This window comes from bacterium (assembly GCA_028820935.1).
Classification (GTDB): Bacteria; Actinomycetota; Acidimicrobiia; order Spongiisociales; family Spongiisociaceae; genus Spongiisocius.
Window position 1 is genome coordinate 85,026 of sequence record JAPPHZ010000038.1, and the last position, 26,176, is coordinate 111,201.

The 26,176-nt window shown below is 67.3% G+C and carries 25 protein-coding genes; 18 read left to right on the forward strand and 7 right to left on the reverse strand.

The genetic code is table 11. The features are described from left to right. Positions 1–62: 62 nt before the first annotated feature. Both OXM57_11530 and OXM57_11535 read right to left on the reverse strand, forming a co-directional pair. Entirely contained in the window at positions 63–3,470 is a 3,408-nt protein-coding gene (locus OXM57_11530; GenBank protein ID MDE0353309.1) for an adenosylcobalamin-dependent ribonucleoside-diphosphate reductase, read from the reverse strand. A 411-nt stretch (positions 3,471–3,881) separates the two neighbouring features. Then, positions 3,882–4,685, reverse strand: a complete 804-nt coding sequence (locus OXM57_11535; protein MDE0353310.1) for an SDR family oxidoreductase — start codon at positions 4,683–4,685, stop codon at positions 3,882–3,884. Between the two features lie 96 nt (positions 4,686–4,781). Between OXM57_11535 and OXM57_11540 the strand changes: the two genes are divergently transcribed. From OXM57_11540 to OXM57_11565, 6 genes are all read left to right on the forward strand, one after another. Further along, a complete protein-coding gene (locus tag OXM57_11540) occupies positions 4,782–5,918 on the forward strand; it encodes a HisA/HisF-related TIM barrel protein (protein ID MDE0353311.1) in 1,137 nt (378 codons plus the stop codon). A 46-nt stretch (positions 5,919–5,964) separates the two neighbouring features. Continuing rightward, entirely contained in the window at positions 5,965–6,741 is a 777-nt protein-coding gene (locus OXM57_11545) for a hypothetical protein (protein ID MDE0353312.1), read from the forward strand. A gap of 58 nt (positions 6,742–6,799) precedes the next feature. Next, entirely contained in the window at positions 6,800–8,239 is a 1,440-nt protein-coding gene (locus tag OXM57_11550; GenBank protein ID MDE0353313.1) for a GuaB1 family IMP dehydrogenase-related protein, read from the forward strand. A gap of 52 nt (positions 8,240–8,291) precedes the next feature. Then, positions 8,292–9,281 (forward strand): MoaD/ThiS family protein, encoded by a 990-nt coding sequence (locus OXM57_11555; GenBank protein ID MDE0353314.1) that lies wholly within the window; start codon positions 8,292–8,294, stop codon positions 9,279–9,281. A 379-nt stretch (positions 9,282–9,660) separates the two neighbouring features. Then, entirely contained in the window at positions 9,661–10,635 is a 975-nt protein-coding gene (locus OXM57_11560; GenBank protein ID MDE0353315.1) for an IS1595 family transposase, read from the forward strand. Between the two features lie 57 nt (positions 10,636–10,692). Further along, on the forward strand, positions 10,693–10,920 hold the full coding sequence (locus tag OXM57_11565; GenBank protein MDE0353316.1) for a DUF2513 domain-containing protein: 228 nt from the start codon (positions 10,693–10,695) through the stop codon (positions 10,918–10,920). 18 nt (positions 10,921–10,938) lie between these two features. On the opposite strand, the gene OXM57_11570 is transcribed toward OXM57_11565, so the two are convergent. Beyond that, complete coding sequence (locus OXM57_11570; protein MDE0353317.1) at positions 10,939–11,409, reverse strand: DUF732 domain-containing protein; 471 nt, start codon at positions 11,407–11,409, stop codon at positions 10,939–10,941. Between the two features lie 361 nt (positions 11,410–11,770). Between OXM57_11570 and OXM57_11575 the strand changes: the two genes are divergently transcribed. The 5 genes from OXM57_11575 (at position 11,771) to OXM57_11595 (ending at position 16,100) form a co-directional block, all read left to right on the forward strand. After that, positions 11,771–12,133 (forward strand): hypothetical protein, encoded by a 363-nt coding sequence (locus OXM57_11575; protein ID MDE0353318.1) that lies wholly within the window; start codon positions 11,771–11,773, stop codon positions 12,131–12,133. Positions 12,134–12,400: 267 nt separating this feature from the next. Further along, positions 12,401–13,510, forward strand: a complete 1,110-nt coding sequence (locus OXM57_11580) for a M23 family metallopeptidase (GenBank protein MDE0353319.1) — start codon at positions 12,401–12,403, stop codon at positions 13,508–13,510. A 40-nt stretch (positions 13,511–13,550) separates the two neighbouring features. Next, the gene (locus OXM57_11585; protein MDE0353320.1) at positions 13,551–14,459 is read left to right on the forward strand and encodes a GNAT family N-acetyltransferase; all 909 of its coding nucleotides are present in this window, start codon (positions 13,551–13,553) and stop codon (positions 14,457–14,459) included. Continuing rightward, positions 14,456–15,691, forward strand: coding sequence for a glycosyltransferase (locus OXM57_11590; GenBank protein MDE0353321.1), 1,236 nt, complete (start codon positions 14,456–14,458; stop codon positions 15,689–15,691). The genes OXM57_11585 and OXM57_11590 overlap by 4 nt, the downstream gene beginning before the upstream one ends. Continuing rightward, complete coding sequence (locus tag OXM57_11595) at positions 15,678–16,100, forward strand: YbjN domain-containing protein (GenBank protein MDE0353322.1); 423 nt, start codon at positions 15,678–15,680, stop codon at positions 16,098–16,100. The genes OXM57_11590 and OXM57_11595 overlap by 14 nt, the downstream gene beginning before the upstream one ends. A 321-nt stretch (positions 16,101–16,421) precedes the next feature. On the opposite strand, the gene OXM57_11600 is transcribed toward OXM57_11595, so the two are convergent. Then, positions 16,422–17,303 carry a Clp1/GlmU family protein gene (locus OXM57_11600; protein MDE0353323.1) on the reverse strand — a complete coding sequence of 294 codons (882 nt, stop codon included), beginning with the start codon at positions 17,301–17,303 and terminating at the stop codon, positions 16,422–16,424. Positions 17,304–17,480: 177 nt separating this feature from the next. On the opposite strand from OXM57_11600, the gene OXM57_11605 reads away from it, so the two are divergent. Beyond that, a complete protein-coding gene (locus OXM57_11605; GenBank protein MDE0353324.1) occupies positions 17,481–18,302 on the forward strand; it encodes an SAM-dependent chlorinase/fluorinase in 822 nt (273 codons plus the stop codon). Between the two features lie 353 nt (positions 18,303–18,655). On the opposite strand, the gene OXM57_11610 is transcribed toward OXM57_11605, so the two are convergent. Genes OXM57_11610 through OXM57_11620 form a run of 3 tightly spaced genes read right to left on the reverse strand, consistent with a single transcriptional unit; the run spans position 18,656 to position 21,903 of the window. Then, positions 18,656–19,609: a c-type cytochrome gene (locus OXM57_11610; protein ID MDE0353325.1), complete on the reverse strand. Its 954-nt coding sequence runs from the start codon at positions 19,607–19,609 to the stop codon at positions 18,656–18,658. A gap of 37 nt (positions 19,610–19,646) precedes the next feature. Next, positions 19,647–20,462 carry a cbb3-type cytochrome c oxidase subunit II gene (locus OXM57_11615; GenBank protein ID MDE0353326.1) on the reverse strand — a complete coding sequence of 272 codons (816 nt, stop codon included), beginning with the start codon at positions 20,460–20,462 and terminating at the stop codon, positions 19,647–19,649. Continuing rightward, complete coding sequence (locus OXM57_11620; protein MDE0353327.1) at positions 20,455–21,903, reverse strand: cbb3-type cytochrome c oxidase subunit I; 1,449 nt, start codon at positions 21,901–21,903, stop codon at positions 20,455–20,457. Before OXM57_11620 ends, OXM57_11615 begins: the two co-directional genes overlap by 8 nt. Before the next feature lie 307 nt (positions 21,904–22,210). On the opposite strand from OXM57_11620, the gene OXM57_11625 reads away from it, so the two are divergent. From OXM57_11625 to OXM57_11650, 6 genes are read left to right on the forward strand one after another with little or no spacing between them, the layout of a single operon-like run. Further along, complete coding sequence (locus tag OXM57_11625) at positions 22,211–22,957, forward strand: hypothetical protein (protein MDE0353328.1); 747 nt, start codon at positions 22,211–22,213, stop codon at positions 22,955–22,957. Further along, positions 22,958–23,413: a 4Fe-4S binding protein gene (locus tag OXM57_11630; GenBank protein ID MDE0353329.1), complete on the forward strand. Its 456-nt coding sequence runs from the start codon at positions 22,958–22,960 to the stop codon at positions 23,411–23,413. A gap of 15 nt (positions 23,414–23,428) precedes the next feature. Beyond that, the gene (extP, locus tag OXM57_11635) at positions 23,429–24,199 is read left to right on the forward strand and encodes a selenite/tellurite reduction operon b-type cytochrome ExtP (protein ID MDE0353330.1); all 771 of its coding nucleotides are present in this window, start codon (positions 23,429–23,431) and stop codon (positions 24,197–24,199) included. A gap of 10 nt (positions 24,200–24,209) precedes the next feature. Beyond that, positions 24,210–24,338 carry a hypothetical protein gene (locus OXM57_11640; protein ID MDE0353331.1) on the forward strand — a complete coding sequence of 43 codons (129 nt, stop codon included), beginning with the start codon at positions 24,210–24,212 and terminating at the stop codon, positions 24,336–24,338. A 7-nt stretch (positions 24,339–24,345) separates the two neighbouring features. Continuing rightward, positions 24,346–25,272, forward strand: a complete 927-nt coding sequence (locus OXM57_11645) for a hypothetical protein (GenBank protein MDE0353332.1) — start codon at positions 24,346–24,348, stop codon at positions 25,270–25,272. Beyond that, positions 25,269–26,174 (forward strand): Rieske 2Fe-2S domain-containing protein, encoded by a 906-nt coding sequence (locus OXM57_11650; protein MDE0353333.1) that lies wholly within the window; start codon positions 25,269–25,271, stop codon positions 26,172–26,174. Before OXM57_11645 ends, OXM57_11650 begins: the two co-directional genes overlap by 4 nt. Positions 26,175–26,176 lie beyond the last annotated feature (2 nt).

Genomic DNA, 26,176 nt, shown 5'->3' on the forward strand with positions numbered 1-26,176 from the left:
GTGAGAGCTTCGCTCCTGAGCCTCTAGCCCCGATTTTTCATGGATGGGGGTTTGTGCGGGTGCTAGCTGCAGCCGGTGGTGTCTCCGCAGGTCAGGCAGACGTAGCAGGCGCCGTTACGGATGGTCATGTGGCCGCATGAGGAGCACACCGGGGCGTCTCCCATCAGGCCTCCGATCATCTGGCCGGCACTCGCAAGGGCGGCTTCCCGGGTCATCCCCTCTGCCATGCCCGATCCGTTGCCGGTACCCACCGGCACCAGGCTGAGGGGCTGCTGGATGGGGCCGGGCTGATCGGAGTCCACGAACCTGGCCGCGGTGGCCTGTGCCTCGATGTCGCGTTCCTTGACCGCCTCCGACAGCTTCATCTGGCGACCGGCCTCGGCGGCGATTCCCTTCGGGGGCTCGGGGAGGTCGCTGCTTGACCGGTCCGGGGGGACCTGGGCCAGTTCGTCCCGATGCAGGTACTCGACCCCGAGCGCCCGGAACACGTAGTCCACGATCGAGTTGGCCATCTTGATGTTGGGATGCTTCTCCACGATGCCGCGGGGCTCGAAGGTCTGGTAGACGAAAGTGTCCACGTACTCCTCCAGCGGCACGCCGTACTGGAGGCCCTTGCTGACCGCTATGGCAAAGCTGGCCAGCACACCCCGGAGCGTGGCGCCCTCCTTCGCCAGGTCGATGAATATCTCACCGAGCGTTCCATCGTCGTACTCCCCGCTGCGGAGGAACACCTTGTGGCCACCGACCCGAGCCTCCTGGGTCCACCCCGTCCGGCGGGCCGGTAGCAGGAAGCGGGGACGTGGCTGGTGGGCGTAGGCCTGGGTGGGTGAGGTGCCGTTGGGCCAGACCCCCCACGCCAGGGCGGACTCGGCCTGCAGCGCCTCGGTGACTTCCTCGCTCTCCTCCTCCGACACCCCGTCGTCCGAGGAGGCGGACAGCGGCTGCGAGGCCTTGGAGCCGTCGCGATAGAGGGCCACTGCCTTGACGCCCAACTCCCAGGACATCATGTAGGCATCCGCCACATCCTCGACTGTGACCTCGTTGGGCATGTTGATCGTCTTGGAGATGGCGCCCGAGATGAACGGCTGGGCGGCGGCCATCATCCTGATGTGGCCCGTGTGGTGGATGAACCGCTCCCCGTACCGGCCGTTGCGGTTGGCGCAGTCGAACACCGCCAGGTGCTCGGCCCGCAGGTGCGGCGCCCCCTCGATGGTCTGCCGGCCGCAGATGAAGTCGTTGGCGGCCCGGATCTGTTGCTTGCTGAAGCCGAGCGCCGGCAGCAACCTGAACTCGAACGTCCCGTACTCCTCCTCGGTGAAGCCGAGCCGTTCCAAAGTATCGGCGCCCAGCGTGAAGGCGTTGAAGGCGTTCACGAGTTCGAATGCGCCGGGTAGGGCTTTCGCGATCTTGGCCAGGTCCTCGGCGGTGAATTCCCGCTCCGCCAGGCTCCGGCGGTTGATGTGCGGAGCGTTCTCGAGCGATGAGGTACCCACAACGTAGGCCAGGATCTCGAGGATCTCGTGCTTCTCATAGCCGAGGCGCCGCAGCGAAGGGGCGATCGACTGGTTGGCGATCTTGAAGTAGCCCCCGCCGGCCAGCTTCTTGAACTTGACCAGGGCGAAGTCGGGCTCCACCCCGGTGGTATCACAATCCATCACCAACCCGATGGTCCCGGTAGGAGCGAGACAACTTATCTGCGCGTTGCGGTAACCGTGTTGTTCGCCCACTCCCAGGGCGCGGTCCCAGGATCGGTGGGCCGCGTCCAGCAGGTCGGCAGGGCAGTGTGACGGGTCGATGGTGCTGACCGTGGTGCCGACACCCTCGAAGTCCGTCTCGTCGTAGGCCGCCCGACGATGGTTCCGTATCACCCGCAACATGTTTTCGCGGTTCTTCTCGAACCCGGGGAAGGGGCCCCGCACCTTGGCCATGTCGGCGGAGGTGGCGTAGGCCTCGCCGGTGAGGATGGCGGTCAGCGCGCCGGCGATCGCCCGGCCCTCGTCCGAGTCGTAGGGGATTCCGGAGCGCATCAGGAGGCTGCCGAGATTGGCATAACCGAGGCCGAGGGTGCGGAAGTCGTACGAGCCCTGGGCGATGGCCCTGGACGGGAAATGCGCCATCGTCACCGAGATCTCCAGGACGATCGTCCATAGCCGGATGGCGTGGAGGTAGCCGTCGGTGTTGAACCGGCCGCTTGCGTCATCGAGGAAGGCGCCGAGGTTGATGCTGGCTAGGTTGCAAGCCGTGTCGTCCAGGAACATGTATTCCGAACAGGGGTTGGACGCCCGGATCTCGCCGTCCGCCGGGCAGGTGTGCCACTCGTTGATGGTGGTGTGGTATTGCACGCCCGGATCGGCACAGGCCCAGGCGGCGTCCGCGATCTGCTCCCACAGGTCCCTGGCCCGTACCGTCTTGCTGACGTCACCCTCGAGCCGGTTGATCAGGTCCCAATCGCCGTCCTCGGCGACCGCCTTGATGAAGCGGTCGTCCACCCTTACCGAGTTGTTGGAGTTCTGGCCCGACACGGTCATGTAGGCCTCACCGTTGAAGTCGGCCGGGAAGCCGCCGTGCTCGATCAGGAGGCGGGCCTTCTGTTCCTCGTCGCGCTTCCAGGCGATGAACTCCTCGATGTCCGGGTGATCGGTGTCGAGGATGACCATCTTGGCGGCCCGCCGGGTGGTGCCGCCGGACTTGATCGCCCCCGCCGCCCGGTCTCCGATCTTGAGGAACGACATGAGCCCCGAGCTCTTCCCGCCGCCCGCCAGCGGCTCGCCCTCGGCCCGGAGGTTGGAGAAGTTGGAGCCGGTGCCGGATCCCATCTTGAAGAGACGGGCTTCCCGGACCCAAAGGTCCATGATCCCGCCGTCGTTGACCAGGTCGTCGGCCACCGACTGGATGAAGCAGGCGTGGGGCGCCGGCCTGGAATAGGCGTCGGGGGAGGGGAGTACCTCGCCGGTCTCCTCATCGACATACCAGAACCCCTGCCGCGTGCCGGTGATGCCGTACTTGTGCGACAGGCCGGTGTTGAACCACTGCGGGCTGTTGGGCGCCGCCATCTGGTTGGCGAGCATGTACTTGATCTCGTCCTCGAAGGTCTGGGCGTCGGCGGGGCCTCCGAAGTAGCCGTAGCCCTCTCCCCAGTGCCGCCAGGTTTCGGCGAGCCGGTTGAAGACGTCCTTGGCGGAGTGCTCCGACCCCAGCACGGGGTTGCCTTCCGAATCCAGCACCGGATCGCCGTCTGCGTCCAACTGGGGCACGCCGGCCTTGCGGAAGTACTTCGAGACGATGATGTCGGTGGCCACCTGCGACCAGGTGGCGGGGACCTCGGCGTCGTCCATCTCGAAGACCACCGAGCCGTCCGGATTGACGATCCGCGACTCGCGGCGGGTCCAGGCGATTCCCTCGTACGGGTCGCGGCCTTCGGTCGTGAACAGACGCTGCATCCGAAGTCCATCTCCCCGTTCCGCCATCATCGCACTCCTTTCGATTAGAGTCCGGGGCACCGCCGAGAGCCCCCACTCTTCGCTCGCCACACGCCGATACGCCTTATTGCCGGTACCTCGACCGGCCCCCGATCATGGCGGTCGGGTCAGTCATGCCCGAGATCGGGCATACCAGTGTAATACCATGGATGTAATTATTCAACTGGTTTCCGTGCCGTCGCCGGCCCTGAGGTCAAATAATTCCCCGGCCCGGAGATGTCTAGCTTGCCTGTTCGCCTTGCCGGCGCCCCGCGCGATGAACCGCGCCGGTGGGTGGGAAGTGCGATCCGGGCAGCGCCGAGCTTCGTGGCGCGGTCCGGACCGACGGGGGAAGAGGGGAAGAGAGGGCACACGGCCGGGGAAGTCGGCATCACCATACAGGCTCTGCTGTCGTCCGCCCGCCTACTCGTCCATCCGTTTTTTGTCTTTCTGGACATGGGTACGCGGGTAGAGGGTCTCCGTGTGGCCATCCACCGAGATGACCTGGCCGCTGATTCGCTTTCCTCGCGCCGAGGCCAGGAAGACGACCATGCCGGCTACCTCCTCAGGATCGACGAAGGTTCCCATCGAGGTCCCCGCCGCGTATAGGGAACGTATCTCCTCCCTGGACCGCCCCTCCGCATCGGCGTGGGCGGCGATCACCCGATCCATGCGGTCTCCGGTGATGGCGCCCGGAGCGATGGCGTTCACCCGGATGCCGTGGCGTCCGAGTTCCATCGCCAGGGTCTTGGTCAGGCCGATCACGCCGAACTTGGCCGCCACGTACGGCGCCCGGTGCGGCATGCCGTGGAATCCGGCCGTGGACGAGATGTTGACGATGACGCCGCATTGCTGCCGCTTCATGGCGGGGATGACACGCCGGGCGCAGTGGAACTGGCCGTCAAGGCCCACCGCCAGGCACCGGCGCCACTCGTCCGGGGTGATTTCCTCGAGAGGCTTGGTGGGCCCGGCTATCCCCGCATTGTTGACCAGCAGGTCGATCCCTGCGGCGGCGATCGGGTCCAGCCAGGCCGCCACCGCATCCGGATCCGTCACGTCCACCCGAGCGCCTTCCACTGCGGACGGCAGGCCGGACAGCGCCCGTTCGTCGATGTCGCACACGAAAACGGTGGCGCCCTCGCCGACCAGCGCACCGGCAATGGCCAGGCCGAGCCCGCCGGCGCCCGCGGTCACCACGGCTCGCTGTCCGTCGAGGCGCGTGTCCATGCCCGGAGGTTATCGGCCGGCGCTCGCTCCGGGCGGCGGGAAGGCCTGCCATTGACGCCGGTCCATTCGCCCCCTCGCCCCGATACAATCCGTGCCATGGATCTCTACGCCCGCGTCAACATCCTCGAAGGCCGGGCGGTCCGTCTCGGTAGGGGCAGCCTCGACGATGTGATCTCGCTCGATGCCGACCCGATCAACCGCGCCAGGGGTTGGGCCGACATGGGAGTGGATCGTCTCCTCGTGGTCGATCTCGACGCGGCCGCCTACCGCTCCTACCGCAACCGTCCCCTGATCGACCGCATGCTGAGCGCGCTCGACGTGCCGATCGTGGTGGCGGGTGGGATCCGCTCCGAGCGCGAAGCCGCCCGGCTCATCGAGCAGGGCGCCTGGAAGGTGACCATGGGCACGGCCGCCATCGAGACCCCCACCATGGTCTGGGACCTGTGCCGTGACTTCCCCGGCCGGATGATGGTGTCGCTCGATGTGCTCGGCAACGAGGAACTCGTCACCGAGGGGTGGACGTCCGACTCGGGCCGGTTCATGGAAGAGGTGATGCTCGAGATGGCCTCGTGCGGGGTGAGCGGGTTCTTCGTGACCGACGCCCGCCGGGATGTTCTCTCGGAACGTCCCAACCTCGACATCCTCCGGACAGCCCTGGAGTACATCGACGAGCCGGTGGTCGCCTCGGGCGGCGTGCGGAACGTGGACGACCTCCGCGCCCTGACTTCGATCGATGTCGAGGGCCGTAGCCTCGCCGGAGTGGTGGTGGGCCGCGAGGTCACCGAAGGACGCTTCACGGTCGGCCAGGCCAAGGCGGTTCTCGGCGGGCCAGGAGCACCGCTCTCCCGGGTGCTACAGCTCCGGGTTGTGATCCCGTGCAGCGACCTGGGCCGGAGCATCGACTTCTACCAGAGCACTCTCGGTTTCGCCCGCATCGAGACAGCCGCATCCCACGGACCCGGAGCGGACGGGGCGACCGGCACGAGAGTCCTGCTGGACGTGGGTGTCGACTCCGTGCTGGAACTGGTGCCCGAGGGCGACCCCGGGCAGGTCCGGTATCCATGCCGGCTGGTCTTCGTGGTGGATGACGCGGAAGCCCGCCGGGATCAGGTCGAAGCCCTCGGCCACACCACCGGTCCCGCGGCCGGAGAGTCCCCCGGAGCCTTCGAGGTCGAGGCTCCGGACGGTGTTACCGTGATCATCTCCGAACCTCTCGGGGTACGAACTCCGTAGACCGCATTCCGGCGAGCAATCGCCTGCTGAACCGAGGAGGGCCGTGGTGAAGATCGGCTCGGGAAGATTCCGTCTGCTGCTGCTGTCGATGGTCGGCGCCCTGCTGCTGACCGCATGCGAGTTCCGTCTCTTCGCCGATCTCGTGATCGAGGAGGACGAGAGCGGTTCGGTTGCGGTCGAGCTGTCCATGGACGATGCCCTCGCCTCGCTGCTCGGTGCCGAATTCGGTGGCGAGTTGCCGATCGGAGAGGAGATGGTTCCGGACGGCTGGAGCGTCGCGGCCGTCTCCGATGCCGGATACGAAGGCATCCGCGCCACCGTCCCCTTCGAGTCGTTGACCGGGCTGCATGGACATCTGTCCGACCTGGCGGCGACGGGAGGCGAGTTGAACGGTCTGGGATTGCTTGACTTCCTGGCCGCCGGCCTGCCCACCCGGGAGGGCGACTCGTTCCGGTTCAGCCTGACCATCCCGGCCGGCGTGGAGGGGTTGTTGGGAGAGGGCCTGGCGGACAGCCCCCTACCGGTGGACCTCTCCATGATCGACCAGGTGTTGGACATCCGCGTCAGCGTGATGCTGCCCGGCGAGATCGTCTCCCACAATGGCGACCTGCACACCGGAAGCCTGGTGGTCTGGAACCTCTCCGTCACCGACTCCGGGCGCACGCTCGAGGCCGAGTCAAGGCTCCCGCCGTCCGGGGTGCGTACGGCCATCGTCTGGATGGCGGTGGCGGCGGCCCTGATCGTCGTTATCGTTCTGGTCGTGATGGTCGCGTCCCGGCGGCGACGGATCAGGTCGGCCGAGCCGGGTGCGGGAGGGTACTGAAAATGTCCGGTCAGCCCGACACGCGGATGATCCGGCGGTTCGCTACGGGGAGCAGATCATGAGGCTCATCGAGGGGCTGGTGGTGGACCGCGAGCTCACCTATTCGGACGTCTTCCTCGTGCCCTCCTTCTCGGACATCTCATCCCGGATGGATGTCGATCTCACCCCGCCGGACGGAGTCGGCACCAGCATCCCGGTCGTGGTGGCCAACATGACGGCGATTTCGGGCCGTCGCATGGCCGAGACGGTGGCCCGTCGCGGCGGCCTGGCCGTGTTCCCCCAGGACGTGGAGATCGAAGCCATCGCCGACATGACGTCCGCCGTCAAGAGTGCGGACACGGTGCTGGACACCGCCATCACCCTGACCCCTCACGACAACGTCAACACGGCGAGGGCATTGATCAACAAGCGGGCGCACGGGGCGGCCATCGTGGTGGATGAGAGGGGCCGTCCGGTGGGGATCTTCACCGAGGGTGACCAGGAGGGCGCCGACCCGTTCACCCACCTGTCGGAGGTGATGTCGCACGAGCCGATCGTCCTTCCCGCCTGGCTGGATCCCGAGGCCATGTTCGAGGAGCTGGCCGAGCGCCGGGTGCCCCTGGCGCCGGTGGTGGACGAGTCGGGGATACTGGTCGGCGTCATCACCCGTCCGGGCGCCCTGCGCGCCACCGTGTACGAGCCGGCTACCGACCACCAGGGCCGGCTGCTCGTGGCCGCCGCGGTCGGGATCAGCGGAGATGCCGGCGCCCAGGCGGCCGGATTGTCGGAGGTCGGGGTGGACGTGGTGGTGGTCGATACCGCCCACGGTCATCAGGCCCGGATGATCGAGGTCTTGAAGGAAGTCCGGGCGGTGGTAGATGACCGTCCGGTCGTGGCCGGCAACGTGGTGACAGCCCAGGCCGTCACGGACCTCATCGACGCCGGCGCCGACATCGTCAAGGTCGGGGTGGGGCCCGGCGCCATGTGCACCACCCGGATGATGACCGGCGTAGGCCGTCCCCAGTTCTCGGCGGTGGTGGAGTGCGCCGCGGCGGCCCGATCCCGCGGGCGGCATGTTTGGGCCGACGGAGGGGTGCGCGACCCGAGGGACGTGGCCCTGGCCCTGGCTGCCGGCGCGTCGGCGGCCATGGTCGGCTCGTGGTTCGCCGGCACCTACGAGTCGGCCGCTCCCACCCTGTCAGACGTGGAGGGCAACGTCTACAAGGAGAACTACGGCATGGCTTCCCGCCAGGCGGTCAAGCGGCGCACCGCCAAGGACACCGCCTACCAGCGGGGACTGAAGACCATGTTCGAGGAGGGTATCTCCGAAGGCCGCATGTATCTCAGCTCCGAGGCGCCCGGCGTGGAGGACCTGCTCGATCGGATCACGGCCGGGGTGAGATCGTCCTTCACCTACGCGGGTGCCCGCACGATCGACGAGTTCCACCGACGGGCGGTGATCGGGGTCCAGTCCTCGGCCGGGTATTCCGAGGGTCAGCCGCTCCACGACGGCTGGTAACCAGCGACGATTGTCGCGGTAGCGGCGCCGATTGCGAGTAGCCTCAGTATCGATGGCACGGGTAAGGCTGTTCGCGAACCTGCGCGAGATCGCTGGAAGCTCGCAGGTGGATATCGAGGGCGACACCGTGGGCGCAGTGGTCGATGCCCTGGGGGAGCGGTTCGGGCCGGAGTTCCGGCGCCATATGCGGACCGCCCGCCTCTGGAAGAACGGGCACGAGGGGTCCAGCGAGGACCCGGTGCGGGACGATGATGAGTTGGCGGTCATTCCTCCGGTTTCGGGCGGCACCACCGCGGGGACCGGCGCCGGTGGCATGGACGGGCTGTTGCTGGCCGGCATGATGCTGGCTCTGATCGTGACCAACACCCTCGACATAGCGATCGTGGTGGCTGTCTGGGTGGGGGTGGTGGCACTCTGGGTGGTCGACCTGGTCAACGCCTCATCCGACACCGATTTCCGTTTGCATGCCCAGCCCATCCTGGCCTCTGTCCTGGTCTCCATGGCCATCGCCAACACGCTCGGGCTGCTGGGTCTGGGGATCGGCGTGGCTGTCTCGATGGTGCTGGTGATGGGATGGGCCGTGGTGCGGCCCTCGGCCCGGGACCTGACCTCGATCGCCGCTTCGGCGCTGGGCGCGGTGATCGCCTCCCTGGCGGTGGCGTCCCTCCTGCTGGCCAGGTCGGTCGCCGACGGCGGGGACCGCCAGGTCGCCGGGTTGCTGATCGTGATCGCCGTGGGCGCCCTGGTCGGCCGGTGGACCGAGGTAAGCCGGTCACGCCTGTTCGATCCCTACCTGGCCGGCCCGGTGCTGATGGTCGTGGTAGCCGTGGCGGTCGCCTACCTCTCCGGGTTCGATCTCCTGGCCTGGTTCTTCATCGGACTGCTCCTGGCATTCGCAACGATCGCGGGCCGGGGTGTCGGCCTGGCTTTCCGTACGGGAGCGATCCGTCTGACGTCCAGACCGGGCGGTCTTCTGGCTGCTCTGGACGGTCCGATGCTGGCCGTGGCGGTATTCATGCCGGCGCTGCGGATGATCGGGTGAGGGCCGCAGTCCCAAGCGAACACGCCTAGTTGTTCTTGACCGGCTCTATGAGGTCGCGGGCCCGGCGTGACTGACCACTGACCACTGTGGTCAGTCTGTGGAATGGCGGTGTGCTAGGCCTGATTATACATGTCCCCAGCACACCAACTTGGATCCCACATCAACCGCATTATTCGCGAGCAGCCACCCTTCACCCGGCGGTTGATTCCAGACCAGGCCGGAAGATCGGGCAGCCAGATGGCCGTAACCCCAGGTCAGGAGCAACGGAGCACCCATTCCAGCCACCCGCACAAACCCGCACCATGAATAATTGGGGAATTATATAGAAAAGTCACAGCCCCTCAGTATACTGTTAGGTAACAGTCGAAGGGGATAGACGATGGCAGCCACCACGGGAATCGCACCAGGCAAGAGCCACCGCGAAGGCATCAGCCTCATACAACTCTCCCAACTGTTCCCCAACGAGGACACCGCCCGCAAATGGTTCGAGTCCATCATCTGGCCCGACGGCCGAGAATGCCCACACTGCGGATCAGACGACACCTACGAAGGCACCCACCGCACCATGCCCTACCGCTGCCGCTCGTGCTGGAAGCACTTCTCCGTCAAGACTGGCACCGTCATGGCCTCATCCAAGATACCCCTCCGCAAATGGGCCTACGCCATCTACCTCGATGTCACCAACCTCAAAGGCGTGTCCTCGATGAAACTCCACCGCGACCTCGGCGTCACACAGAAAACCGCCTGGTTCATGCAGCAACGCATCCGAGAAGCCTTCGGCGAACTAGTCCCTGACTCGGAGAAGATGGAAGGTCCGCTGGAAGTCGATGAGGCGTTCGTTGGCGGGTTGGAGCGCAACAAGCACGCTTCGAAGCGTCAGCATCTCGGCCGCGGACCCGTCGGCAAGACCGCCGTGGTGGGCATAAAGGACCGGGCCACCGGCCAGGTCATAGCAAGGGTGGTTCCCAACACGGAAGCATGCACACTCCAGGGGTTCGTCGAAGAGCACCGAGTAGAGAACGCGCCGGTCTACACGGACGGGTCACACGCCTACGACGGCCTCCCGAACCGAGAACTGGTACACCACTCGGTCGGGGAGTACGTTCGGGGGCAGGCGCATACGAACGGGATGGAGAGCTTTTGGGCGACGTTGAAGCGGGCGCACAAGGGCACGTTCCACCGGCTCTCGCCGAAGCATCTCCAACGGTATGTCAACGAGTTCGCCGGACGGCACAATATCCGGGACTTCGATACCTGGGATCAGATGTGCCACGTGGCCGCCGCGATGGTCGGACGACGGCTCTTGTACCGGGACCTCACCGCGGACACCGGACAGTCGTCGTTCGCCACCTGACACTCGGCGGGATGGCCGTCGGGCAAACTTGGTATCCTAAGGGACATGCCACGTGACATGAGACTCATCTGCGCGGTTCTCCGGTTCGCCGAGGGACGGGACAAGACGGAGTTTGACGCTGTTCTCGACACCTACGAAAGACGCTTGGTGGTCTACCACATACGCCTATGCAACGACGCCGGGTATCTCCGGGAGGGAACAGCACGAGTGGGCAGCATCTACAATGCTGTCGGGGAACTCACATGGCAAGGCCACGACGCTCTCGAAGAGCTCTGCACTCTCTAAAACCCCTACCTGTCTGCGCTAGTAGAAGTCGTACTGCGGGCAGTACACCTCAGCGGCGACGACGATGAACGTGGCCGCGTCGCGTTGGCTGAAGTCACGGGCCAGGGTCGGGATCAGGCTGTGGGCCGAGCGCCCGGATAGAAGGTCCTCGCAGACCGCCCGGCCGAGGTTCGCTAGGTCGGACGGGTAGAACCAGTCGAACGACCCGTCCTGTTGGCGATGGTCCAATAGCCTTCCGAACTTCAAGTCGTCGAGCTCGCGTTGGCTGACCGTCGTTGTGGTGCGTCGTGTGGTAGCGGGCCTCGTAGTGGGTTCCGGGTAGGTCGAGGACGCCATTGTCGGTCGCGGCCGGCTGGTGGTTGTGGACTCGGGAAGGTCGATCGTGCCGCTCTGCCACAGCCACCAGGCGCCACCGAGGACTATCAGCAGAACGAGAGCGAACAGGCAGCCAGCGGGGGAATCCCCCTTACTGGACGTGGGGTCATCCATGTTGGCGGTCCCTTCGGTGGGGGTCTTGTACCGTTGCTACCCAGCACTGGACCGCCAGCCGACCGAAGGGACCATTGTGGGCACAAGTCCCCTCGGCGGTGGGTCGTTCTGGTTGTGCTGGGTAGCACTGCCGAAGGTAACAGCGATTACAACGGTTGTCATGTAGGATGAGGGGGTCGGAGTGAGCGAGGTGGCGGATGGCTGCTAGGCCGAAGCGGGCACGGAAGCGTCGGCGGGGCCGTCCCGCCGATTACAAGGGGGCCACACCCGAGCAGGTGGCGGAGGCTGTGTTGAGGTTTCGGGTCCAGCCGGGGATGAGGTCGAAGCGGTTCGCCAACCCGAGCAAGGGAGAGGCGTAACCATGAGCCCACTATGCACTGTCGAAGCCGTCTTCGACAACCTGCGCCCGATAGTCGAAGACCGGACCGCAGAAATGGCCCAGGTGACAGGCCACGGCTACGTTGTAGACGGGTCCGCTCCAGGCTCGATAGTCGTGCGGCTTACAACCCCTGGCACAGCAGTAGGAGAAGCAAGTTTCGAAAAGCTGGCGGACACAATCTACGCCAGTATGCCGAGGGTCGGCACATCGAACTTCGGCTTCGAGGTTACGGTCGGCCGTGACAACCAAGATCTGCTCTGCAAGGTTGCAACCGGGAACGGAACCGTCATGGACCTAGATGAGTTCGTAGACTACGTCGTGCGCCCTTTGTTCGCCGCCCTATAGGTTCCGCATCGAGGCAACCCAACCCTTACGCCTGATCCCCGCATAATCATGCGGCCTGTCGCCCTGGCTCTGCATAACCATTCGTCACTTTCCTCCATAATTCCCAATAATTGGGGCTATGCGTCGGTCAGCGGGGTTCCTCGCAAGGCTCGCTGACGAAGGCGTTCCCGGAGCGGTACGTTGAGGAAGCGGAACGCCGCGTGCGGTGCCGGTGACCAGCAGAGCACGCCAAGTTGTTCTATAGGCAGACCACTAGCCTTAAACGCCATGTCCAAACACATCCGGCGCGTGGTGCTCATGGTCGCGTCCGTACTGGCTCTCGCAGCCGTGGCGCCCGCCCCCTCTGTGGCGGTGACCCAGGCTGAGGTGGACGAGGCTTGTGGCGAGTACCGGGATGCGGTGGACATGCTGGACGCCGCGGTCGCGGAACGGAACGATGCGCAGGCCCAGGTGGCCGGGCTCTATGCGGACCGGGACGTCATAGCCGGCCGGGTCGACCGGCTCCAGGACCAGATCGCGGAACGCTACGAGGAGCTCGAGGTGCTCCGCAAGGCGGTGGTGGATTGGGCGGTCGAGTCCTACATGACCGCCGAGACGGAGATCAGCGGCATCGTGCTCAAGACCTCTTCGTTGGACGAGCTGGTCACCAGCCAGGAGTTCATCAACGCCATCACCACCGAGCGGGTGGCGGCGGTGGACCGCTGGCGGCTGATACTGGCGCAGACGGAGGTCATGGAGCGGCAGCTCGTGGAGGAGGAGGCCGAGTTGCTCATCCTGGAGATCAGGGCCGACCAGCAGGCCGGGATCCTGGCTGCGGCGACGGACGAAGCCCTGTACGCCTCACGGCAGTTGGAGGGAGAATGCAGCCGCCTCTACCGGCAACGCCAGGCCGAGGTGGCCCGGGCCCGGGCTCTCGAGGCCGCCCGCCGGGCGGGTCCGGCGGCCGGGGTCGGGCCCGGGTTGACGCCCGGTTTCATCTGCCCCATGGATCCGGCCGCCACCTCCTTCATCAACGACTGGGGCTTCCCGCGGTCGGGAGGGCGCACCCACCGGGGCAACGACCTGTTCGCCCCCAGGGGTCAACCCATCTATGCGGTGGGCAACGGCACGGTGCTGCTGACGCAGGGAGGACGGGGCGGTACCGGTCTGTGGCTGGCGGCCGACCACGGGGTCGACTACTACTACGCCCACCTTGACGGTTACGCCCCGGGGATGGCCTCGGGGACCCGGGTCAGCCGGGGCCAGGAGGTGGGCTACAACGGAAACACCGGGAACGCCCGCACCACCCCGCCCCATCTGCATTTCCAACTCCATCCCAGGGGGCGGACCTCATCGCCGGTCAATCCCTACCCGACGCTGGTGCGAGCCTGCCTATGAGCGCACCGGGAGTGTCCATCCGGCCCGATACGCTCGACCCGTGCACCCGGTGATGTTCGATACCAGGACCGGCGGTCATCGTGCGGCGGCGGATCGGGTCGGCCCGTTCGCCACCCGGGACTTCCTCGCCACCGTGTGGCGGCACACCGCCTCGCCCGGCCAGGTTCCCCTCATCCTGTCGGACGAGCGGGGGGAAGTGGCCCTCGTCGAGGAGGGTGATCATCTCGGGCTTCTGGGCCACGAGGACCTGGTCGACTACCGGTCGCCGCTCGGCGAGGCGGTGGACCTGCTGGCCGAGCACTTCCGAGCGTCCGGCCGGCGCCGTTCCTTCCGGTTCGATTCCCTCCCGTCGGCCGCCGCCGACGTTATCACCGAAGCCCTGGACCGGGTCGGTTCCGGCTATGGCATGGCCCCGCACGCCGAGACCGCCGTGGTGGACCTCCCGGAGACGTTCGACCAGTACCTGACCGCCATCGGCAAGAAGCAGCGCCACGAGGCTCGCCGCAAGCGCCGCCGGTTCGTCGGGGAGATGGGCGGGTTGCGCCTGGCGACCTGCGAGGAGCCGGGTCCGGTGCTGGACGACTTCTTCCGGCTCCATCGCCGCTCGGCGGGGCGGAAGGGTCGGTTCATGACCGATCCGATGGAGGAGATGTTCACGGAGCTTCTGAGCGGGGAGGGTTGGCGCCTGGACGCCTTGTACGGGGACGGCGACCTCCCGGCAGCCGTCGTGATCGGCTACTCGGACGCCGACGGCTATTACCTGTACAACTCCGCCTACGACCCCGATCTCCGTCACGTGTCGCCCGGCGTGGTGCTCCTCACGGAGTTGATCGCCGCCACCATCGGGGCGGGGGGAGCTGTGTTCGACTTTCTCAAGGGATCGGAGCCCTACAAGTTCCGCATGGGGGCTCGGGCGCGCCCGCTGTTCGCGGTGGAGGGCATCACATGATCCGCAAGGTGGTGTTCCTCTCCATGCACACGTCGCCGCTGGATCGTCCCGGCGTGGGTGACGCCGGGGGGATGAACGTCTATGTCGATGAGCAGGCCGCCTCCCTCGCCCGACGGGGCATCGAGGTCACCGTGTTCACCCGGCGGACGGATCCGAGCCGTGCGAGGGTGATGGGCACCCCTGCCGGTTACGAGGTGATCCACGTGGAGGCCGGGCCGGTGGCGCCGCTACCGATTCCCCGGCTCGGCGACTGGGTGGGGGAGTTCGCCGCGCAGGTCACCGAGGCCGTGCTCGATGCCGGCAACGGCGGGCCGGGGACCGACATTCTCCACAGCCACTACTGGCTGTCCGGCTGGACGGGCCTGCTCGTCAAGCAGGTCACCGGCCTTCCGCTGGCCAACTCCTTCCACACGTTGGGCCGGGTCAAGGACGCCACCCGCCGTCCGGGCCAGCCGAGCGAACCGTTGTATCGCATCGCCGCCGAGCGGGAGGTGATCGCCCGATCGGACTGCGTGATCGCCTCCACCGAGCACGAGGCGCTGGAGCTGATCGAGCAGTACGGCGCCGATCCCAGCCGGGTTTGCGTGAACCCACCCGGCATCGACCTGACCCTGTTCAGGCCGGGCGATCGCCGGGAGGCCAGGAGACGGCTGGGTCTCGATGACGCGCCGACCGTACTCTTCGTGGGTCGAATCCAGGCGCTGAAGGGACTGGACGTGGCGGTGGCGGCCTTCGGTATGGTGCGAGACCATCTCCCGGATGCCCGGATGATGGTGGTGGGAGGGCCGAGCGGTCCCTCCGGTATCGAGGAGGAGCTCGAGATCCGCCAACTCGCCGCCCGCTCGGGCCTGGAGCGGAAGCTGACCTGGTGCGGCGTCCAGCCCCACCACCGCCTTCCGCTCTACTACCAGGCCGCCGATGTGCTCATCGTGCCGTCGAGGAGCGAGTCCTTCGGGCTGGTGGCGGCGGAAGCGCAGGGAGTGGGCCTGCCGGTAGTGGCCGCCAACGTGGGCGGTTTGCGGTACGTGGTCGAGGATGGAGTGTCCGGATTCCTGGTGGACGGATGGGAGCCGCCCGACTACGCCAAGGCTCTGTTGAGGGTCCTGGACGGGCCGGCCTACCGCGACGAACTGATACGGGGCGCACTTGCCGCGGGTCGTCGCTTCGGGTGGGAGGCAACCACCGACCGGCTCCTGGAGCTCTATAGGGGGATCGCCGATGGGTCGCGCTGAGCTCACGGACCGGCTGGGCGCCATCTTCCGGTCATGGGTCGATGATCCGGGATCGGACGTCGTTGCCACCGAACTCGTGGAGGGCCGCTGGGCGGTGCGGATGGCCCAGCAAACCCGCGACTTCACGACGGTATGGGTCGAGCCCGGCGACCGCACGGTCGGGTTCGAGGCGTACGTTCTCCCTTCGCCCCGCGGGCGACTGGAGGAGGTCTACCGGTTGATGCTGGTCCGCAACCATCGGGCGTGGCGGGTCCATTTCGCCATCGATCACGGTGGCGGGATATACCTGCGGGGCCGGGTCGAGGCCGAGCGCGCCGATGAGGAGGTTCTCCAGTACGTCTTCGCCGAGATCTACGAGTTGGTGGATCTGACATTCCGTCCCCTGGTCAGAACTGGATTCGGGCGCTGACGCAGGGTGCCGGCCACCACGATTCCGGGCCGGGAGAGCGCGAAAATTTCCAGAAATGTCTTGTTCACATTCCCTGTGAGCAACCCCTGGGGATTGTGTGGATAAGGCCCTGGTAGGGGCCCATATGCCTGCTGATGTAGTTGTACGGTAGTGGTTACAATATGGCAACCGATGGGTTGATCCGCCGGGCGGCAGGCCGTAAGGTTCTGTCCAGAAGGCCCGAGGTGCTGGCGCCGAGCGAATCCGTCAGGGGAAGTGCGGTGGAATTCGGTAAAGGTTCCTCGGGCTTTCGCGTGCCCGGATCCGACCGGCCCCGGTCGATTAGCCGAGGCCGAACATCAGCTCGTTTAGGCGGACCGATGTGGTGCGGAAGGTCTCGGGGTCGAGACGGACCGACCCGATCTGCAGCCCGGCCATGCCCTGGTTCCCGGAGGTGATGACCCGCAGCACGTCGTCGTACTCCAGCATTCCCAGGCTCAGGCACCGCCCCTGCCGGTCGTGGACCCCCACGATCATCCGGTGGAGGCGGACCAGGTCGAAGCCGGCCGGGAGGCTGGGCGCGAACACGGTGGGGAGGACGCGCCAGCGCTGGAGCGGCGCCGGGAAGGCCGCGGCGAACCGGGCGGCGCGCATGTCCATACGCTCCTCGGGGCTCATCGGGAGGCCGCCCCGGTTGGCGGCGACGGTGACTACGTTGGCGGAGAGGAACCGCCGCAGGAGGCCCACCAGCGGCTCCAACTCGCCGCCCCTCTGGACGGCCCATACGGTGTCGGGACGGACCAACTCCGCCTTGTGATACTTGAGCCGCTGGCCCACCACCCCGGAGACGGTGCCGCTGGTGTCGATGACCACCAGATCCGCCTCCTCCCGGACCGATTCCACCAGCGAGGCCACCCCGGCCACCTGCTGGAGGATGAACCGGTCCGGCCTGATGCTCCCCACGAAGCGCAGATCATCGGCCTGGGCCAGATCGGCCACGTCGGCGGGGGAGCGGAGCCACTTGAGGCCCACGCAGGTGGGCGGCCCCACGGTGGTGCAGGCCAGATCGCTGTCGATGTAGGCGACAGTCCGTCCGTCCTGGAGGGCGGTGTCGACCAGCATGCGGGCCAGGGTCGTCTTGCCCGAGTCGGGCGCCCCGATGATCATCACCACCCCCTCGGCCGAGGAGAGCAGTTCGGTGTCGTCGAGCCCCGGATCACCCATGACCCAATGCTAAACCGAGGCCCGGATACGCAAGCGGCGCAGTCCGGTGTGTCCTCCAGGCCAGGCGCGGCGTCCACGCACGCCGCGTAGTAGGTCCCGCTTGCAGAGGACGCGGTCAGGCTTCCCGATCGGGCCTATGCCGACCAACGTCGCTCACCCCCCTATTCTCGGGCTGACGTGGCTCCGAGCTTTCCGCTTCCGATCACCTTCCTGTCCGACTTCGGCCGGGAGGACGAGTTCGTCGGGGTGGTGCACGGGGTGATCGCCACGCTGGCGCCCCGGTGCCGCGTGATCGACCTGAACCACCGGATACCGCCCGGCGACATCCGGGCCGGCGCTCTCACCCTGTTGCGGGCCATCCAGTACATGCCGGCCGGCGTCGTGCTGGCGGTGGTGGACCCCGGCGTGGGTAGCGACCGCAGGGCCCTGGTCCTGGAGACCGGGTGGGGCTATCTGGTGGGTCCCGACAACGGGATCCTCTCCCCGGCGGCAGCCTTCCTCGGGGGAGTTACGGAGGCCTACGCGATCGAGAACCCGGACGTGATGCTCCCGTCGCGGGGCCGTACGTTCGAGGGGCGGGACCGGTTCGCCCCCGCGGCCGCCGTGCTCGCGGCCGGAGAGGCCCGGCCGCACGAGATGGGGCCGCAGCTGGATCCACGGGTGCTGACGCCGCTCCTGCTTCCCCTGTCCGAGGTGACGGACGAGGGACGGGTGGAGGGTCGGGCCTGGTGGGTGGACACCTACGGCAACGTCCAGACCAACATCACGCCCGAGGACCTGGAGGAGGCCGGCATCGGGCCGGGCGAGCGGGTGGTGGTGCGGGTGGGCATGATGAACTACCGGGTGCCCTGGGTGGGGACGTTCGCGGACGTAGGGGAGGGGCGCCCGCTCCTCCATATCGATTCGGCCGGGCTGATGGCGCTGGCCGTGCGGGGCGGGCGGGCCGACGACCACTTCACGCTCGCCGTGGACTCGTCAGTCGTGATTGCTAGTTGCTAGTGGTGTTTAGTAACACTGACACCGGCCGCTGATCTAGACGATCTGTTCCAAGGGGATGATGACGTCCGATCAGTTAGTTAGTGTCGTTAGTCAATGTGTGCGTGCCAGTCGAGGCTGCCACTGTTTCCCCCCGCTATTGCTTCGCCACGGTCCTCGCCTCGGCGATTCGAAACTCAGAAAGCCCAAGAAGACTGGATCGATCTAATCTAAGACAAGCTACCGCAGACAACTAGCGACTAGCAACTACCGACTAGAAACTAATCTCTACAGGCCCAGCAGTTGGACTGCGAAAACGATCCCGGCCACGCCGATCAAGGCCAGCAGGATCAGCAACGCGATCGCGGTGCCGGACCTCATTCCTCGACGGGTTCTGCGAATCCGCAGTCGAAGACCGCTTCCTCGACGGGTTGTCCGCCCAGCACCACCCGCTCGTAGAACACCACGGTGGCGATCTCCTCGGGCGTGAGGGTATCGCTGAAGGAAGGCATGACCCCGCCCGAACCCACCGCGGTACCGGCGTCACCGTAGGTGTTGCGGCCCGCGGATAGGAAGCCGTCCGTCCCGAGCGAGACCCACTCGATGTGGTCGGTGCACATCGAGAACGTGTCCAGCAGCGTGCCTGCCAAGGCTGGGCCGGACCCGCCCTCGCCGCTGGCGCCATGGCACGAGCTGCAGCTGGAGGGGGCTGCGAACAGGACGCTTCCCTCGCCGACCAGCGCCCGCACGTCCACGCCTCCGGCTGCGCCGCCCGCCTCGTAGACGGAGCCGTCGCAGTTCTCGACCAGGCCGGTCAGCCGATCCACGGAGAGTTGGCCGCCCGGGCCGCAGTTGGGCCCGCCGGCGAAGGCGATCAGGTACGTGAGGCCGATGAGCGGAACGGCGAAGAACAGAGCGGTGAGCCAGCGGGGGAGCGAGGTGGCGACCCGCTCGGTGAGGCCGGCGGTGGCGCCGGTGATCACCGCCTCGAACCGGTGGGCCTCGGCGAGGGTCACCTGCTCGGGCGCCGGAGGGCTTCCGACCGCGGTGGCCGCCATCTCGGGAGCGGGCGGCGGGGGGGCGCCGGCCGGCTCGGGAGCTTCAGGTGCGGTCGGAGGGGCCGACGCGGCAACCGGTGCAGGTGCGTCACGGGCCGGCTCGGGGGCGGCAGGCGCCCCGGCGCCTGCCGGGGGCGCCGTTCCCCCTGCCCACGCGGTCAGCACCTCCTCGAGGGTGAGGCCGTCGGCCTCGGCCCGGGCGATGGCCGATCGTTCCACCAGATGCTCGGGGCTTCCGAGCCGGGCGGCCGCGGCGGCGAGAAGCTCGCTCACGGCGCCGTCTCCCGGGGGCTGGACCGAGGAACCATGACTACTTCAGCTCCGACAGGTAGGTGGCGAGAGCGGTCAGGTCCTGTTCGGACAGATGCGCGTAGGAGGGATGGTTCCCGGACGCGAACACGCTATCGGGGGTTGACAGGAGGATCATGAGTTCGTCGGCGGTCACTGGGCCCGCGTCGCCCCCGTAAGGCGGCCGGCTGCCCACATGGGCCAGGTCGGGACCGATCCGCTGGACCCCGAAGGTGTCGGTCTCCAGCGAGTTGGCCCAGCTCTCGGTTACCGGTCCGAGCCCGACGTCGGCCAGGACGGGTCTCACCAGCTGGGTGTGGCAGTAGCCGCATCCCTGGTTCGAGTAGACGGCCCGGCCCTCGTGGCCGAGGGCGGACAGGGGAGCGTCGGGAACCACGTGCCGGAAGTCTCCTCCGGTGTTGTAGGGGCCGATCAGCGTGATGACCAGCCCGATCGCGAACAGGCCCGCCATCATGACCCAGGTCCGCAACGGATGCAGTCGCACGCCCGCCAGGCGGGGCGTGGCCTTGCTGAGCGCCGGCGCAGCAGGTCGGGACTCCGGCGCCGGGGATACGGCCGCCTGAGCGACTGCCACGGCTGCGGGCGCCGGCTCGGGAGCGACCGCCGCCGGAGGGGCCGCGGGGGGAGCGGTGGCGGCGGGCTGCGCCTGGGGCTCTGGAGTGGCGGAGGGCGCGGGGAGCGGAGCGCCGCCGCCCCATGCCGACAGTACGGCCTCGTAGGTGGTCCCGTCGGCCTCGGCGCGGGCCTGGGCCGATCGTTCCACCAGGTCCTCGGGCGCTCCCAGCGCGGCCGCCGCGGCAGTCAGCAGGTCACTCATCGTCTCGGGGCTCCACCGGCACCAACATCTCGACCGGACGGGCCGTCCCTGACACGTAGGTCCCCAGGGCCGTCCACACCATCAGGGCGATCCCCACCAGGGCGACCACCGACGCCAGGGCTCCCAGCGTGAACATCACGTCCACCTCGGCAAACGTGTCCGCGAATCCCGCCCCCGCATTGAGGCGCGAACCCGAGGCGCTGGCCCAGTTCCAGGTGATCCCCGACACCAGCCCCGCGACCACGAACGCCCCGGCGGTGATGCCGCCGCCCCAGGTCAGCAGGCGGAGCCCCCGCTCGGCCGGCGCCTCGCTGGCGAGGTCCCTTCCTGTCGTCCGGGGGAAGGCATGGAGTACGAATGCCATCCCGAGGGCGGGTACGGCCACCAGAGCCGTTCCGATAATCAAGCCCTCGTGCCAAGTGGTCAGGCCCACCACCGCGGCGACCGACCGGAAGCCGGACAGGCCGGTGAGGACGGTGACCAGGGTGTAGGCGGTCGCTCCGACCATCAGGTACCGGATCACCACGCTCCGGCGGGCCGTCTCCCAGTCGCCCGACAGCGTCTGGCCGAGGTTGGTCATCACGGCCAGCGCGGCGATCATCAACCCCATGGCCGCGGCGGCCGCCACCGTCTCCGTCCAGCCCGGGGCGGGGCCGCCGAGGAACCTGGTGGGCGTGGCCAGCAGCGCCGTGCCGGCCAGCGTCCAGAATCCGGCCCGGGCGAGGGGTCCGGAGAACAGCGGCCGGCCGCTCTCCTTGACCAGCACGTAGTAGGCGGCTCCCAGGGCGGCGGCCGGGAAGGCCAGCCAGAGCAGCCCGTTGGCCACCAGGCCGGCCTGCAGGAACGGGCCGACACCCTGGAGTCCGGGGATGCTGCCCGTGATGTGCAAGGCCGGGTACCACCAGACCGCCCCCAGGACGTAGAGGGTGGAAACGAAGGCCCCCTCCTCGGTGCGGTGGCGGAGCATCGAGGTCACCAGGAACGGGGGCAGGAGCAGCAGGGCGGCGATCAGCCAGTCGATGATCGGGGGGAATTCGGCGAGTTCGGGTCCCGACGGGCCCCGGAACAGCACCGCCAGCGCACCGAGGGTCACCAGTCCGGCGTAAGCGATGCCGCCGAGCAGGGCCTCCCGCTGGCGGGGCATGCGGGCGCCGACCAGGCGGGGGATCAGGTAATAGGCCACTGCCTGGGTGAGGGTTCCTCCGAATCCGTAGACGAGCATCAGCATGGCGGCGGGCCGGAGGCGCCCGTACGCCAGGAACTGGCTATCGGCGAAGAGGGTGGGGATCGCCAGCTTGATGAGCATCAGCACCAGCAATCCGGCGCCGGCCAGGAGCAGCAGGCAGGCTACGGCCATGAGACCGGACGCCGCCCGCTCCCGGCGATCCGCCCCGAGGTGGTCGAGCGAGCCCCGGTCCGTTGTGGAGTCGTCCTGTGTCAATCCGATACCCTTCGCGACCTCATCGCTGCCTGACCCGCATAGATTAAACGCTGTGTGGAGGGGGTTCGGTCGCCTCTCCGTCCGATGCGCCCCGGCGCCCCGTCGTGACGGCGACAGGCCCGTTCCGCTGTAGCCTGCGGGTTTAGGGAGAGCCCGCCTTTCTGCCACAATGGGGAGGCCTGATCGGCAGAACCCGTTGCCGCGCCATCCGGCGGATCAGAGGTGAGTGGGAGCGGTGTCGGGCCGGCCGCGGGTCGAGACGATACGGAGGCGAACTACCGAGATGGTGCAACGGATGCTCCGGCAGATGAGCGGGACGCAGCGTGCCCTTGCCGGTTGGGGGCTGTTCATAGTGGGTCTCCTCACCCTCGTGCTCGGTATCTGGTTCAACCACTACGCCAACTTCCCTTCCGTAGAGACGGTCACGATCGGCACGGAGAGCGCCGCCGGCCTGGGCGCCGGTGACTCGGTCACCTACAACCGGGAGGCGCGTACGGTGGCCGCCACCCCGGTCATCAACCCCGACCTACCGCAGACCCCGGTGGATCTCGAGGTCCGGGTGGACTACTTCGGGTGGGTGCCCAGGGACTGCTTGATCTCGGGGGGCGACTGGTGCCTGCCCTGGTTCGCCCTGGGCCACCTGGTGGCGTTCGGCGGGAGCCAGCTGATGCTGCTCGGTGTCGCCGTCGCCGTGCTCCTCGGACGCAGGATGACCTGGTCCCTGGCCGCGCTGGCGGCCTTCCTCGCCATGATGGAGTTGGTCATCCTGCTGGGTACGGTGGCCTCCGAGTGGCTCAACCTGGCCCAGGGACCGCTCAACTGGACCGAGCAGAACGACGCCTTCACCATCTGGGCGCCCCTCGTGCTAGGCAACAACGTCGGCATCAGCTGGGGCGCCATCAAGGACTTCATCTCCATCAACTACAACATGGGGGCGCTGACCTTTATCATCCTGTTCGCCCGCTGGATACAGAGTTTCGGCGGGCCGATGCCGCAACCACGCACCGATGCGGTCTCACCCTACGGACGTCCGCTGGTCAAGGGAGCCGAGTAGATGGCGAAGTCTGAGGTCTGGTTCGAGACCCCGCCCTTCCGTGACGACTACCAGTTGGTCATGGTCGATACCGATTACGTCCAGTCGCAGGTGCGCCCCAAGCAGTTCCTCCATATAAACCAATCCGAGTGCATCCTCTGCGAGGGATGCGTGGACATCTGCCCGTGGAAGTGCATCCACTACCTATCCCTGGATGCCATCGACGAGGCCTACGACGTGGATCACCCGTCCGACAGCGCCGACAACCTGGGCTTCTTCGTGGTGGACGAGTACGAGTGCACCCGTTGCGCGCTCTGCATCGATCGCTGCCCCACCAATGTCATTTCCCTCGGTAAGTTCGAGGGTTCGGTGTCGGACACGGCCATGAACGCCGGTCTGGTGGAGCGCGCCCCATGGGATCTGGATACCGGTGCCCGCGACTTCAAGAACGGGTACACCTACGGAATGCGTTGGTAGAGCGGAGGAAAGCGGATGCTCAACGGCGGTTTGAAGGTCAGGGAGCGGGTCGGCGAGGCGGCCGACGCCTTCCGGGCGAGCCCCTTCTGGGAGTCGATGTTCCGTCCCGGATCGCCCTTCAAGCGGGGCTACAGCGACAGCCCCCGCAACCGGTCCTACGTGATCATGAACAACGTCCTCTACCACCTGCATCCCGTCAAGGTGAAGCGCCATGCGGTGCGGCTCTCCTACACCTTGTGCCTGGGCGGGATGAGCTTCTTCCTCTTCATCCTGCTGACCATCACCGGCATATTCCTGATGTTCTACTACCGGCCCACCGCCCCGGCCGCCTACATCGATGTCGAGGCTCTCTCCACCTCGGTCGCCTTCGGCTCGCTGGTGCGGAACCTGCACCGTTGGGGCGCGCACCTCATGGTGCTGACCGTGTTCCTCCACATGTCCCGGGTCTTCTATCACGGCGCCTACAAGCCGCCCCGGGAGTTCAACTGGGTGGTGGGCGTGGTCCTCCTGCTCCTCACCCTGCTGCTCTCCTTCACCGGATACCTGCTGCCGTGGGATCAGCTGGCGCTGTGGGCGGTGACGGTGGGAACCAACATGGCGGGCTTCACGCCCATGTTCGGCAACCAAGTGAAGTTCGCCCTGCTGGGGGGTATCGAGGTAACCGGCAACACGCTGCTGCGCTTCTACGTGCTGCACGTCCTCTTCCTACCGTTCGTGATAGTCATCTTCATGGCCGTGCACTTCTGGAGGGTGCGCAAGGACGGCGGCATCTCGGGACCGCTGTAGGGGTGGCTCGATGACCATTGCTGTGTCCCGTCACGCGCCCACCAGGGACCTCAAGGCCGGATGCCGGCCCACGGCGGTCTTCTCGACCGCCGTCCCGGACATGAGTGCCGCCGCCGGCCTGCCCGGGAAGGACGGCTGAGGCGCCCATGGCCCAGATACCAGACCATCTACTCCGACGCTCGGCCGAGGCGAAGGCCAAGGCGCTGGGTGTCCCGGTCGAGCAGGTCCTGGCCGAGATGCGGGGTGAGGCCCCGCCCCCTTCCGCCTCCCCTCCGGCCGCTGCCGCTCCTGAGCCCGCACCCGCTCCTGAGCCCGCACCGGCTCCTGAGCCCGCTCCCGCGGCGGCGGCCCCACCGGCCCCTCCGGCACCGCCCCGGCCCGAGCCTGACCCACCGGAGCAAGAAGTAGCGGTGGGGGTGGCGACGGAGACCCCGGAGGTGGTCCCGCCCGCCGCCCCGCCCGCCGCTCCGCCACCGGTCTCGGACAACGGCGGGGGAGCGACCCAGGTCACGCTCCGTCCGGTGGCGCCGCCCGAAGAGGTCCCTGAAGGGGTCCGGCCCCAGCGCCTTCTCACCGTCGTAAAGGCCAAGGCCATCCAGCAGGTGAAGGCGACGCCGACCGACAAGGTCAACACCTGGCCCCACCTGATGATTGCCGAGTTCTCAGCCCTGATGGTGGTAACGGCGGTGCTGATCGTCCTGTCGGTGATCCTCCAGGCGCCGCTGCTGGAGCTGGCCAACTTCAACGCCACGCCCAACCCGTCCAAGGCGCCCTGGTACTTCCTGGGCTTGCAGGAGCTCCTGTCCTATTACGACCCCCAGGTCGCCGGTGTGATCATCCCGACCATCACCGGGCTGCTGGGTTTCATGGCGATTCCCTACGTGGACCGCAATCCCTCCACCAAGCCTTCCGACCGCAAGTTCGCCATCATGCTGTTCACCCTGTTCCTGACCGGCTCGGCCACCCTGACCTTGCTGGGAACCCTGTTCAGGGGGCCCGGATTCAACTTCACCTACCCATGGGCGGACGGGATCTGGTTCGACGATCTCAAGGACTGGGTGCACTTCGAATGACAACAGTCCAGCTGCTGATCGTCGCCCTCTCCGCCATCGTGCTGGTGGGGGTGCTGGGCGCATTCGTCATCGCCTACCGCCGCAGCGAGTCCCCGGGCCGGGCCGCCCGGTCGTGGAGATCAGGTCTGTCGCGCGAGACCCGCAAGGCGGACCGGTCGGCCCTGGCCACCCCGGTGGTGGTACGGCCCGCCGAGGTCGCCGCCGACCACGAGGTGGAGGTAACCGAGACGGCGGTGACCACCGCGGAGGAGGAGTCCGAGGAGCCCGTCGCGGCCATGCAGGCGGTCGAGGTGATGCGGGTGGAGGAGCTCTCCCCCCAGGAGGCCGGCGTCAACCGTCGCCAGTTCTTCACCAGGGCTCTCGGGGCCACCTTCGGCGCCTTCGTGGGCCTGAACGGGATCTCCTACCTGGCCTTCCTCTGGCCCCGCCTGTCGGGCGGCTTCGGGTCTGACATCGACGTGGGAGCCATTGCCGACCTCCAGACGGAGGTGGTTCTGAACGACGGCTCCATCCTGCCCAAGTTCGTGCCCGAGGCCCGTGCCTACATCGTGCCTTTCGCCGAGTCGGACATCTCCCGTTCCCAGTTCGAGGGCTCGGGGGTGGTGGCAGGTGGATTGACCGCCCTCTTCCAGCGCTGCGTGCACCTCGGCTGCCGCGTGCCGTGGTGTGACGCCTCCCAGGGTTTCGAATGCCCCTGCCACGGCTCCAAGTACAACTACGTGGGGGAGTACGAGGCCGGTCCCGCCCCCCGCAACCTGGACCGGTTCGCGGTCGAGGACCAGAACGGCCGTCTCATCGTGAAGACCGGCACCATCATCCAGTCGGCCCGGGCAATAGCCAAGACCGTGCAGTACCCCCAGGGCCCTTCCTGCATCGCCCTGAACTCCCCCACAGCGGTATAGCC

Coding starts and splice junctions, on each gene's coding strand:
- OXM57_11555 (MDE0353314.1), top strand. CDS start 8,292: ATGGCACGGGTAAGGCTGTTCGCGAACCTGCGCGAGATCGCTGGAAGC.
- OXM57_11590 (MDE0353321.1), top strand. CDS start 14,456: ATGATCCGCAAGGTGGTGTTCCTCTCCATGCACACGTCGCCGCTGGAT.
- OXM57_11565 (MDE0353316.1), top strand. CDS start 10,693: ATGAGACTCATCTGCGCGGTTCTCCGGTTCGCCGAGGGACGGGACAAG.
- OXM57_11530 (MDE0353309.1), bottom strand. CDS start 3,470: ATGATGGCGGAACGGGGAGATGGACTTCGGATGCAGCGTCTGTTCACG.
- OXM57_11615 (MDE0353326.1), bottom strand. CDS start 20,462: ATGAGTGACCTGCTGACTGCCGCGGCGGCCGCGCTGGGAGCGCCCGAG.
- OXM57_11570 (MDE0353317.1), bottom strand. CDS start 11,409: ATGGATGACCCCACGTCCAGTAAGGGGGATTCCCCCGCTGGCTGCCTG.
- extP (MDE0353330.1), top strand. CDS start 23,429: ATGCTCAACGGCGGTTTGAAGGTCAGGGAGCGGGTCGGCGAGGCGGCC.
- OXM57_11560 (MDE0353315.1), top strand. CDS start 9,661: ATGGCAGCCACCACGGGAATCGCACCAGGCAAGAGCCACCGCGAAGGC.
- OXM57_11645 (MDE0353332.1), top strand. CDS start 24,346: ATGGCCCAGATACCAGACCATCTACTCCGACGCTCGGCCGAGGCGAAG.
- OXM57_11625 (MDE0353328.1), top strand. CDS start 22,211: ATGAGCGGGACGCAGCGTGCCCTTGCCGGTTGGGGGCTGTTCATAGTG.
- OXM57_11595 (MDE0353322.1), top strand. CDS start 15,678: ATGGGTCGCGCTGAGCTCACGGACCGGCTGGGCGCCATCTTCCGGTCA.
- OXM57_11650 (MDE0353333.1), top strand. CDS start 25,269: ATGACAACAGTCCAGCTGCTGATCGTCGCCCTCTCCGCCATCGTGCTG.
- OXM57_11600 (MDE0353323.1), bottom strand. CDS start 17,303: ATGGGTGATCCGGGGCTCGACGACACCGAACTGCTCTCCTCGGCCGAG.
- OXM57_11540 (MDE0353311.1), top strand. CDS start 4,782: ATGGATCTCTACGCCCGCGTCAACATCCTCGAAGGCCGGGCGGTCCGT.
- OXM57_11640 (MDE0353331.1), top strand. CDS start 24,210: ATGACCATTGCTGTGTCCCGTCACGCGCCCACCAGGGACCTCAAGGCC.
- OXM57_11630 (MDE0353329.1), top strand. CDS start 22,958: ATGGCGAAGTCTGAGGTCTGGTTCGAGACCCCGCCCTTCCGTGACGAC.
- OXM57_11575 (MDE0353318.1), top strand. CDS start 11,771: ATGAGCCCACTATGCACTGTCGAAGCCGTCTTCGACAACCTGCGCCCG.
- OXM57_11580 (MDE0353319.1), top strand. CDS start 12,401: ATGTCCAAACACATCCGGCGCGTGGTGCTCATGGTCGCGTCCGTACTG.
- OXM57_11535 (MDE0353310.1), bottom strand. CDS start 4,685: ATGGACACGCGCCTCGACGGACAGCGAGCCGTGGTGACCGCGGGCGCC.
- OXM57_11550 (MDE0353313.1), top strand. CDS start 6,800: ATGAGGCTCATCGAGGGGCTGGTGGTGGACCGCGAGCTCACCTATTCG.